The 10,641-nt window shown below is 42.6% G+C and carries 7 protein-coding genes and 1 pseudogene; 5 read left to right on the top strand and 3 right to left on the bottom strand.

The annotated features are described in order from the left end of the window. Positions 1–68 precede the first annotated feature (68 nt). Positions 69–1,598, top strand: a complete 1,530-nt coding sequence (locus tag O3670_RS05425; protein WP_049545338.1) for a DUF1310 family protein — start codon at positions 69–71, stop codon at positions 1,596–1,598. Beyond that, positions 1,579–2,175, top strand: a complete 597-nt coding sequence (locus O3670_RS05430) for a hypothetical protein (RefSeq protein ID WP_049545339.1) — start codon at positions 1,579–1,581, stop codon at positions 2,173–2,175. The genes O3670_RS05425 and O3670_RS05430 overlap by 20 nt, the downstream gene beginning before the upstream one ends. A 61-nt stretch (positions 2,176–2,236) precedes the next feature. Here O3670_RS05430 and gshAB read toward each other — a convergent pair whose 3' ends face one another. Next, entirely contained in the window at positions 2,237–4,501 is a 2,265-nt protein-coding gene (gshAB, locus tag O3670_RS05435; protein ID WP_049545340.1) for a bifunctional glutamate--cysteine ligase GshA/glutathione synthetase GshB, read from the bottom strand. Positions 4,502–5,276: 775 nt separating this feature from the next. Between gshAB and O3670_RS05440 the strand changes: the two genes are divergently transcribed. Both O3670_RS05440 and O3670_RS05445 read left to right on the top strand, forming a co-directional pair. Further along, positions 5,277–7,022, top strand: coding sequence for an ABC transporter ATP-binding protein (locus O3670_RS05440; RefSeq protein WP_371595879.1), 1,746 nt, complete (start codon positions 5,277–5,279; stop codon positions 7,020–7,022). Further along, positions 7,012–7,866, top strand: a pseudogene (locus O3670_RS05445) (ABC transporter permease); the annotation flags it as partial. The gene O3670_RS05440 and the pseudogene O3670_RS05445, both read left to right, overlap by 11 nt. A 30-nt stretch (positions 7,867–7,896) precedes the next feature. Here O3670_RS05445 and O3670_RS05450 read toward each other — a convergent pair. Continuing rightward, a complete protein-coding gene (locus O3670_RS05450) occupies positions 7,897–8,211 on the bottom strand; it encodes a hypothetical protein (protein WP_524539404.1) in 315 nt (104 codons plus the stop codon). Between O3670_RS05450 and O3670_RS05455 the strand changes: the two genes are divergently transcribed. Beyond that, positions 8,158–8,880: an ABC transporter ATP-binding protein gene (locus tag O3670_RS05455; protein WP_371595882.1), complete on the top strand. Its 723-nt coding sequence runs from the start codon at positions 8,158–8,160 to the stop codon at positions 8,878–8,880. The two genes, O3670_RS05450 and O3670_RS05455, sit on opposite strands and share 54 nt — an antisense overlap. 94 nt (positions 8,881–8,974) lie before the next feature. Here O3670_RS05455 and O3670_RS05460 read toward each other — a convergent pair whose 3' ends face one another. Continuing rightward, entirely contained in the window at positions 8,975–10,498 is a 1,524-nt protein-coding gene (locus O3670_RS05460) for an ATP-binding cassette domain-containing protein (RefSeq protein WP_371595880.1), read from the bottom strand. Positions 10,499–10,641 lie beyond the last annotated feature (143 nt).

Raw genomic sequence — 10,641 nt, forward strand, 5'->3', positions numbered from 1 at the left:
CATTTGTTTTCAGCGTTTGCCAATCGTTTTCAGAATATTTTGTCGTCCTATGCTATAATGGAAGTACTATGAAGAAAGTAATTTTACAGTATCTGGCAAGTGCTCTGACTGTAATCCTTATACTTGGTCTTGTGGTTTTCAACAGACAGCAAAATCACTCTCTGGTAAAGAAGGTCAAAGACCCTGAGATTTCCTATATCTATAAGGATTCTTTGGAAAATCTAGATAGACTGGCCCTTAGTCAGGCTGGGATTATACAATCCTATCAACTCGATTCTTTGTCTGTTAGGAAGGAAGATGGAAAGATTCACCTCGTTCTCCATATCAATCATTCCTATGATATGCAGGTAAATCTTGTCCTAAAGTCTGATATCTACGGTGATTTATCTGTGGTTCAAGCGACGCCATCAAAGGCTTTGAAGCTAGCCTTGGAGGACGAGTCTTATCAGAAACGGTTGACCTTAATTTCGCAAAAGGCAGATGCTATTATATCTCGTGATCACTGGGATCAAGGCATTAAACCGGCCTATGTGGCTCAGGTGAGAAGTAAGATGAAGAAGACTTCTTTGAACCAGTTGGAAAAGGTTCTGCAAGAAATTGACCAAGAAAGCAAGGAAGTGGGCTCCGATACCTATACGTCCTTTTTCCAAGCTTCTCAACTGCCTAATCACGACAAGCTCAATTTGGTTATGGAGCACATGCAGGTTTATGTGGATAAGTACCAGTTCCTCCAGTTAGGGAAGTCAGGTTATAAATTTTCCAAGAATCTAGAGCCAACCAGTCCTTTTTACAGTTACTTCCGCGAGGCTATTATGGAGACCTATCAGACGGATCTAGGGCTTGGAGTAGATGAGTTAGGTATCAAGCTCCACCTTTTTAGGTCTTGGATTGATAAGCAGTCCATGGACTATATTAGGACCAACTACAAGGGCAAGACGGATTTTGACAAGCTTCTGGCTTACAGCAAGGACAAGAAGATCAAGTTGGATTATACTACAGGTGCTTCCTATCATAATCGAAGCTTGGGAGACTTTACCTATCCAGAGAACATGAAAATTCAGCTACCTCAGACCAGTGTCATGGGACCTTATGGTGTCAGCAATTCCCGCTTTATTGAATTTATTGTCAATATGGATACAGGGAAATTTGTTTCTGAGTGGAATGTCTACAAGAAAAGGAAAGACGGTAGTATCGACTCTAATCCTAAGCATTACAAGATTGAAGATGGTGCTGACATTGCTGATACGGACTCTGCTAACTACGGCCTATCTAAGGGATTAAATGCTGACTTACCAGCCTATCTCAATAATAGCCATACCTATCTCGATGTTCGTCACCCTGCGGATAATGCGATTAGACGTAAGATGGTTAGAAAGTGGAAAAATGCCAAGAATGTCTTAAATGGTGGGCGCTATGCTGATATTGTTAAAAAAGGAGGCTTGAAAGACCTTGAAACATGGAAACAAGTTAAAGCTGAAGACCGCCTCCAGGTCTACAATGCTTACCTTGATTATATTCGCTCTCATCTTGTGCTTAATGGGTTTGACAGCTTTTACCAAGAAACCTACAACCCCCAAGGTGGAGACAAAAAAGACTGAAACCCTTGATAGTGTTCTTGTCGCTAAAAATTTCTATCGTGTAAGGGATGCCTATGCCATCAAGCTCTACGGGCAGGATGAGGGGATGTCCTTTGATGTGGCTGGTCAGAGACTCTTTGGGTCAAATATTGCTATTAAAGATGGTCTGTTATATGGCTCCAGTCTTGGAGATTTGACCATTGAGGCTTATTTTCAGGGGGAGGTGTCCTACCTTTTAGAGGCCACCCAGAAGCTCCCAGTGGACAAAAATCGTATCAAGGCTAATCACTATAGTCAGGACATCGTTTTGAATAACGTTTGGTCTAGTCTGGAAGGTCAAGAAACCTCCAACAGTATCATCACTCAGTTTCAGGATAAGACCTTGCTTAAGCTGCGGATCAGCTATAACAAGGATTTCCTTCCGACTAAGATTCAAGGTTTTTACAATAGCCAAACCTTTAATGGCTGGCGGGACCTATTTTATATAGATTATCCATATAGTGATCAAGAAGCCTTCAATCAGGCTCAAGATGCCTATATACAACACATCCAGTACATGGAAACGCATCCTGAGGAAGAAGCAGGAGAGTTTGGTTAATAAAGCAAAATCACCTTTATCTCGAGATAAAGGTGATTTGTTTGTTCCTAAGAATTAGGTTTTAGATTTGCCTTGTGGTAACTTCTGGAAAAAGCTTGTCTAGGATTTTTGGAGTGATAGCTTGTCCAGGACCTTCAGCACAATAGGTGTGCATATACATAGAGGGATTGAAGTTGAGCTCGATACAAGTGCAATGAGGTTTTTCCTTGCTAGCAGGCTGAGTTTTATCTGGAATGATGAGGTCAACCCCGCAAGCCCAGGCCCCCATGCTAGTCGCCATAGCTGCAGCTAATTCTTGATAGGATGAATCCATGGTCTCAGTGACATCAATAGAGTCACCACCCGTAGAGATGTTGGAGTTACGGCGGAGATTGACCTTTTTCCCTTCTGGGAGAATATCATCAGGTGCATAACCTTGCTGAGTCAACATCAATTGTTCAATGTCTCCTAGCTCAATGATTTCCAGCGGTGAGCGGTGATCACGGCCTCTCAATGGATTGGCATTTTTCTGAGCGACTAATTCACGAATGGTGTGTTTGCCATCACCGACAACATTGGCAGCGACACGAAGGAGAACAGCCTCACAACGCCCGTCCAGAATGAAGAAACGGTATTCGGTTCCTGGGATAAATTCTTCAACAAGAACAGCTGTATCTTCTGCAAAGGCAATCTCGAGGGCTTTCTTATAGTTATCAAGGCTGGCAGGCTCTTGGAAAATGGAAATGCCCAGACCGAAGTTGGTTGATTTTGGTTTAACCACAATTTGCTTGCCCTTGATAAGAGGATAGTAGGCTAGACCTTGTTCTAGACTGGTAAATTCGTCGCCGGCAGGGACAGGGAAGCCAGCATCAGCCAGGATTTTTTTGGTCACGGTCTTATTAGCCATGGCAAGAGGAACTACATAGTTGTCTTTTGAGGTCATGTTACCATTTTTGACGTACTCAACATGATCTTTATGCCAGAGTTTAAGGAATTGATCCTGCTCATCTAGGATTTCAAAATGAAGCCCTTTTTGAATGGCATCAAAGAGCAGCATCTGGGTAGAAAGTTCCATCTCCTCATAACCCTTAAGGGCATAGTGGGCAGTCCAGTCGTAATCATGATAGGCAAGAGCCTTGTCAAGGGCAAAGTCAGCAAGGGACTTGTCTTTGATATGAGGCAAGAGTTGGGCTGCTAGTGTCTGGTTAGGATCTGCAAAGGCATCTTTAACTTGTTTGACCAAACTTTGATGATAGTCACCAAGCCCAAAGTGTTGCACCAGTTGGTCCAGAGCTGTCGTAATATTCTGAGTTTCAGCTTCAGAAGGTAGAGGTTCTAAAGGATGAGAGAGGGCAATTTTTTCATTCAGCGCGTGACCTTGAGCCAGAGCCTGATCAACATTTTCAGGGGCATCCAGCCAGAGGAAGGCTAGAAGGAGTAGGTGTACGGTATCCATGGTATTTTGGCTAATACCGATACGCTCAAAGGGGTTGAGGTCGAAGTTACGGAATTCCAGGTAGGTAATTCCCTTGTCAAGGAAGGAGCGATTAACCTTTTGTCCACGGAAACGAACAGCCGAGTAAAATTCCTTTTCCGCAATCAAATCACCTTGTTCGACATAGTTTTCGATGGCAGAGACATAGTCTTCTAGGCTTGCAAAAGATACTTGGATTTCTTCCTTATTGACATAACCATGGTCGCTGTTTCGGAAGGAACGCACGGGTTCTGGCACTTCTTGGTCGAAGAAGCCTTGCTCAGCAACAGGTGCAGCACCAAAGAGATAGGTAATCACCCAACGATAGCGCAAATAGTTCTGAGCCAGCTTAAGATATAGGGCGTTCTTGAAAGCAATCATATCGGTCTGATTACTTTCTTGGAACAAGGCCTCAACCAAATCTTTACCCAACTCCATATTATAGTGGATACCTGAGATAGCTTGTAGTTTAGTTCCGTATTTTTCGGCCAGGTAGTTACGATAATGGCGTTCAAATTCATTTTCCAGTTGGGCAACTTGGATTTCTTGGGCGTTGATACGAGGAGGCATGGACAAGGGCCAGAGAAGTTCATCTTTACTGATGGAACGTCCAGCTACATCGGTAATGGCTCCAAGAAATCGACGAGCCTCAGTGGTAGATTTAGCAACTGGTGTGATGAGTTCCATCTGAAACTCACAAAAATCTGTTTGAATATAAGGGTGGAAACTTCGAGCTCCTAGGCAGGAAGGGTGAGGCGTATGTGCTAATTTTCCCTGTCTATCGACACGAAGACTTTCGCGTTCAATTCCAAAGTTAGCTTGAAGGATAGGGCTAGTAGGCTCCAGCTTTTGAAGCAGTTGATTTATAGTCATAGAGTCACCTTTTCATCTAATGTTAGTGATAGTCTATTATAAATAGGAGAAGAAAACAACTTTCCGCTACGGTTAAGGGGAATTTCCGAATGTTTTAGATAAGAATTCTTAAAACCAGTTGCTTTTTAGCTCTATTATATGCAAAAATTGTAAAATACCCACCGATTTTTATGTAAAATGTTATTTCTCTTGCAATTTAAATCAAATTAGCCTATACTAATGACGTATATATAAGAATGAAAGAATCCCTAGGGTCTGCCCTCAGGGGCTTTTGTATGCTCTCAAAAGGGTATAACCGTTCTTTTATAGATAAAGGATGAGCGTTAAGAGTAGCTTTCAGACAGTATGCTCTGCCTAAAAGCGATGCTTTCGCCGTGATGGATTACAGGACTAGCTTATATCTATCAATGCCTGAAACACGCTCTGCTCAGGGTAGGCGATATTTTTCGCCGAGGTAGGGGTTATCCTGGACCTATTTGCACTTGTTCGAAGTTGCTCACGATTCGACAGCTCGCTCTGCCCAAAAGTGATGCTTTCGTCGTGATGGATTACAGGACTAGATTATATCTATCAATGCCTGAAACACGCTCTGCTCAGGGTAGGCGATATTTTTCACCGTGGCAATAGTTATAGAAGTCCAGAGACTTCTATAACTCGGAAGTTTTGAGACTTTGGCTCAAAACTTAGCTATGAGATTCCGAAGGAAGCTACTAGCGTCCGAAGCCACTTAAGAAAAATATCAAAAAAAGAAAAAGAATAAAAAACGGAGGTAATTATGTTTCAAACCCTTATCCCCCAGATAAAGGAATACAAGAAACCCTCAATCCTAGCGTCCGTCTTTATGACACTAGAAGTCATGTTTGAGATTTCCATTCCCTTTGTCATGGCTAATCTTTTGGACAAAGGTGTCCAGCAATCCAACATGTCTAACATTTGGCTCTACGGTGGCCTCATGCTGGTCTGCGCCTTTCTATCACTATTCTGCGGCATGCAGTCGGCTTGCTATGCAGCTTTTGCCTCTGCTGGATTTGCCAAGAATCTACGTCAGGCCATTTTCAAAAAGGTTCAAACTTTCTCTTTTGAAAATATCGATAAGTTCTCAGCTGGTGGTTTGGTGACACGTATGATGACTGATGTTACCAACGTGCAGAACTCTTATCAGATGATTATCCGTGTCTGTGTGCGTGCACCACTTAACCTGATTTTTGCTATTGCAGCAAGTTTCTTGATTAATGCTGAAATGGCTTGGATTTTTGTTGGTGTAACGATCTTCCTTGGTGTGGTTTTGGCCATTATTACCAAAATCGTATATCCTCTTTTTACTCAAGTATTTGAGGCTTATGACAACCTTAACAACAGTATCAAGGAAAATATCACCAACATGCGTGTGGTGAAATCCTATGTTAAAGAGCAGGAAGAGACTGACAAATTTAAGAAGGCCTCACGTCGTATTTACAAGATGTTCATGCGTGCCATTCGTGTAGTTATCATGTCTAACCCAGCTATGATGTTGTCTATGTATGCGTCCTTCCTTATGATTTCCTGGTTTGGTGCCCATCTCATCGTTGGTGGTAGCTTAACTACAGGGGAATTGACTTCGATGTTCAGTTACACCATGACCATCCTCATGTCACTCATGATGTTCATGATGATCTTTGTCATGTTGTCTATCTCTACAGCATCTGTTGAACGTATTGATGAAGTTCTTAGCACTGAAGCCACCATTGTTTCACCTGAAAATGGTTTAACAGAAGTTGCAGATGGTTCTATCAGCTTTGATCATGTGGATTTCTCATACACGGATGAAAATGGTGACAAGACCCATGTCCTCAAAGATATCACTTTGGATATTAAGTCTGGTGAAGTTATTGGTATCCTTGGTGGAACGGGTTCGGGTAAATCAAGCTTGGTTCAGCTGATTCCTCGCCTTTATGATGTGGAAGAAGGTCAGGTTAGGGTTGCTGGGCATGATGTTAAGGACTATGATTTGGATAGCTTACGTAAGCAAGTTGCCATGGTCCTTCAAACCAATGTCCTTTTCTCAGGAACCATTAAAGAAAATATGCGTTGGGGAAATAAACAGGCAACAGATGAGGAAATCATTGAAGCTTGTAAGATTGCCCAAGCTGATGAATTTATCCAAGAGTTTAAGGATGGCTATGATACTAAGATTGAACGTGGTGGAGCCAATGTCTCAGGGGGACAACGTCAACGTCTTTGTATCGCACGTGCCCTTCTCATGAATCCGAAAATCTTGATTTTGGATGATTCGACATCGGCAGTCGATACCAAGACAGATAGTTTGATTCGTCAAGGCTTCGCTTCAAGTCTTAAGGACACGACCAAAATCATCATCGGTCAACGTATTTCATCTATCCAAGATGCCGACCGTATCATCGTCATGAATGATGGTCGTATCGATGCTGTTGGTACGCATGACGACTTGGTGGCTAATAATGCTATCTATCGTGAGGTTTACAAGATGCAAACACAAGGGAAAGGAGTAGCAGATGCAGAATAAGAAAAAAGCTAATTGGGGCTCTCTAGCACGTCTTCTACGCTTTTTGTGGCAAGACTACAAACTTTCACTTAGTATTGCCTTTGTCCTCATTGTTGTTGCTTCTTTGGCAACGGTTAATTTGACGGCTTCGATTCAGTCCTTGGTGGACGTTTACGTTCAACCCATGCTCAAATCTGGTAGTCATGATTTTGGGCCACTGTTACGTTTCTTGACGTCAGTTGGGGTCTTTTGTCTTATCGGTGTGGTTGCCAACTATGTGGCCTCCCTCCTCATGGCGACGATTTCACAAGATTCCCTGCGTTCCCTTCGTAATCAGCTTTTTGCTCGTATGCAAAAGCTTCCGATTCGCTACTTTGATGCTCACCAACACGGTGACATCATGTCTATTTACACCAACGATATCGATGCCCTCCGTCAAGCTGTCGAGCAATCTATTCCGCAGTTGTTACAAACGGCCATTACCCTTATCGGGGTGACTGTAACCATGCTTACGGTTAGTCCCCTTCTCTTTATCGTGGTTCTAATCATGGTAGGCATCATGTTTATGGTCATCAAAAATGTATCAGCTAAATCAGGTCGTTACTTCGGTGAACAACAAAAGAACCTAGGGATTGAGAATGGTTTTATCGAAGAAATGATGTCAGGTCAAAAGGTAGTCAAGGCCTTCGTCCACGAAGAAAAAAGTATGGCTGACTTTGACAAGATTAATGAACAACTCTTTGAATCGTCATATTTAGCCAATCGCTATGCCAATGTTCTCATGCCAATTCTTGGGAACTTAGGAAATGTTTCCTTTGTTTTGACTGCCTTGGTCGGTGGGGTATTTGCTCTAAATGGTGTCGGTAGCTTGACTATCGGTGGTCTCATGGCCTTCCTACAATTGAACCGTTCCTTCAACGGCCCAATTACTCAGGTTTCTCAACAACTTAACTTTGTCCTTATGGCCCTTGCTGGTGCTGACCGTATCTTTGACCTTTTGGATGAAGCAGAAGAAGTTGACCAAGGTAAGGTGACTCTGGTTAACTACGAATTGGTAGATGGTCAAATGGTTGTGACAGACAAGAAAACCAACCTCTGGGCTTGGAAACACCCACGTCCAAATGGCGACTATGAATTGGTCGAATTGGTCGGAAATGTGGTCTTTCAAGATGTTGATTTCTCTTATGATGGTAAGAAACAAATCCTTCATGACGTCAATCTCTATGCAGACAAGGGGCAAAAGATTGCCTTTGTTGGTGCGACGGGTGCAGGTAAGACGACGATTACTAACTTGATTAATCGTTTCTACGACATCCAATCTGGTGTGATTACTTATGATGGTATCGATGTGAAGCTGATTGAAAAAGATTCTCTTCGCCGATCACTTGGTATCGTGCTTCAAGATACCCATCTTTTCACAGGGACTATCGCTGAAAATATTGCCTACGGCCGTGCGGATGCGACTCGTGAAGAAATTCTTGAAGCTGCTCGTATTGCTAACGTGGATTCCTTTGTTCAACATCTGGACAATGGTTACGACACTGTTCTGACAGACGACGGTGCAGGCTTGTCTAATGGGCAACGTCAGCTTATCGCCATTGCGCGTGCTGCCCTTGCCAATGCACCGGTTCTTATCCTTGACGAGGCGACATCCTCTATTGACTCTCGTACCGAAAAAATGGTCCAAGAGGGGATGGACCGACTTATGGAAGGACGTACGGTCTTTGTTATCGCCCACCGTCTTTCAACCATCGTTAACTCTGACGTTATCATGGTTATGGACCACGGACGTATCATTGAACGTGGTGACCATGACAGCCTTATGGAACAAGGTGGTACTTACTACCGACTTTATACTGGTGGTCTTGAAATTGATTAAGATTAAAATAACTCAGGTTTTGCCTGAGTTATTTTGCATATGAAGAAAATGTTTCTTTTGAGATATTTCTTGTAAAAACGATAGATTTGATATCTTAAATCTCAACTTCTTTTAAACCGTGTGAGTCCAGGCGATATATCTTTTGGTAAACTTGTCTGAGGTAGTTGACATCATGTGAGACTGTCAGAATGGCACCTGGATAGTTCTCGAAGAGCTGTCGGACTTGGGGTTGTGAGGTAGGTGAAAAATTTCTGGTTGGTTCATCTAGGATAAGGAGCTGAGGGCTTTCTAAGACCAGGTGTAGCAGGAGTAGTTTTCCTTTCTGTCCTCCAGATAAATCAGAAATGGCATGGTTCATTTCATCATGACTAAAGTTGAGGTTGGCGAGATGGGAGCTTATAACCTCTCGTTCAGACTTGTCGCCAGTCTTACTCAAAAATGCTATTGGAGACAGTTCCACTGGCAAGATAGCGTCATAACGTTGAGGCATGTAGCCAATAGTCAGGTCTGTCTTCTTGCTAAGTTCTTGGTAGAGAAAGTGTAAGAGAGTGGATTTACCACAGCCGTTATCTCCAACAATACCAATTTTTTCTTGCCCTTTCAAAGAAAGTTTGAGATGGTCAATGGTTAGGTGAGGAGCGATGTTTATCTGCTTTTCATCCAGATTTAAGAGATATTTTCCCTGAGGTAGAGGAGTGATATGAGAGAAGAATAGTTCAATACTGTCTTCTTTATCAGGCATTTGTGTCATATCTTGGGCAAGACGGTCGTAGCGTTTTTCTTGCGAGAGGACTGCTTTCATCTTTTTGGCAACCAATCGTCCTTGCGTGCTATCATGCGTATTACGTAGGGTAGTTTGGACATTTTGTTTGATACGGCGATGCTTGGCCATGGCTTTGTCATAGGCTTTTTTCTCGGTTTTCGCTTGCTGCATTTGTTGCTGGAAGGCATCAGTGCGTTGCTGGCTATAGTTATCATAGTCGAAGTGCTCCACACTGGTCCTTGCCTGACGGCGACGTTTAAGCAGTTCCAGATGGATAATAGTATCTGCTGTCTTGCTTAGTAGGTCCTCGTCATGTGAGATATAGATTATGGTTTGATCAGAATGTTTGATAAAATTTTTTAGCCAAGTCATAGTAGTCAAGTCCATATCGTTTGAGGGCTCATCAAGAAAAATGATGTCGTGGGGATGGGCTAATTCTAGGATGAGTTGAATTTTGAGTTTCTCGCCACCTGAAAGAGAGGAGATAAGCTGACCGCTAGCAAAACGATCACTATCAAAATGAAGTTCATCAGCCAGACGATAGAGGGTAGCATAGTCTAGGTCATAAGTATCCGCAAAGAAGTAGTCGTTAAGGGTTAGGGATTGTAAGTCATCCGAAATCTGTTGAGGAATATAGACCTGTGGGCTATCTGGTTTATTAATAGTTCCCTCGTAAGAAAGATGGTCAAAATGTGCTTTAGGATTGACAAGAAGGGTAAGGAGACTTGACTTTCCATTGCCTTCTTCCCCAATGATGGCGACTTTTTCACCAGTAGCTATCGTTAGATTTAAGTCATGAACGAGTTCACGCAAATCTTTGGTATGGGTAATAGTTAGATGTTGAATCTGTATCATAGGACCTCCTAGGTCTGAGTGCTTGTTGATAGTGTTTCATGGGTAGTACAGTTTTTACTTCAAACAATATCAAAGGTCAAAAAACAGTTCTACCTTATAAGATAGAACCGTCTTGAATCTAGCTAAAAAGCCCTCTAGGAGAT

This window comes from Streptococcus sp. 27098_8_74 (genome assembly GCF_041431705.1).
In the GTDB taxonomy this organism is placed as follows: Bacteria; Bacillota; Bacilli; order Lactobacillales; family Streptococcaceae; genus Streptococcus; species Streptococcus salivarius_E.

Coding starts and splice junctions, on each gene's coding strand:
- O3670_RS05425 (WP_049545338.1), top strand. CDS start 69: ATGAAGAAAGTAATTTTACAGTATCTGGCAAGTGCTCTGACTGTAATC.
- O3670_RS05460 (WP_371595880.1), bottom strand. CDS start 10,498: ATGATACAGATTCAACATCTAACTATTACCCATACCAAAGATTTGCGT.
- O3670_RS05440 (WP_371595879.1), top strand. CDS start 5,277: ATGTTTCAAACCCTTATCCCCCAGATAAAGGAATACAAGAAACCCTCA.
- O3670_RS05450 (WP_524539404.1), bottom strand. CDS start 8,211: ATGAAGGATTTGTTTCTTACCATCATAAGAGAAATCAACATCTTGAAA.
- gshAB (WP_049545340.1), bottom strand. CDS start 4,501: ATGACTATAAATCAACTGCTTCAAAAGCTGGAGCCTACTAGCCCTATC.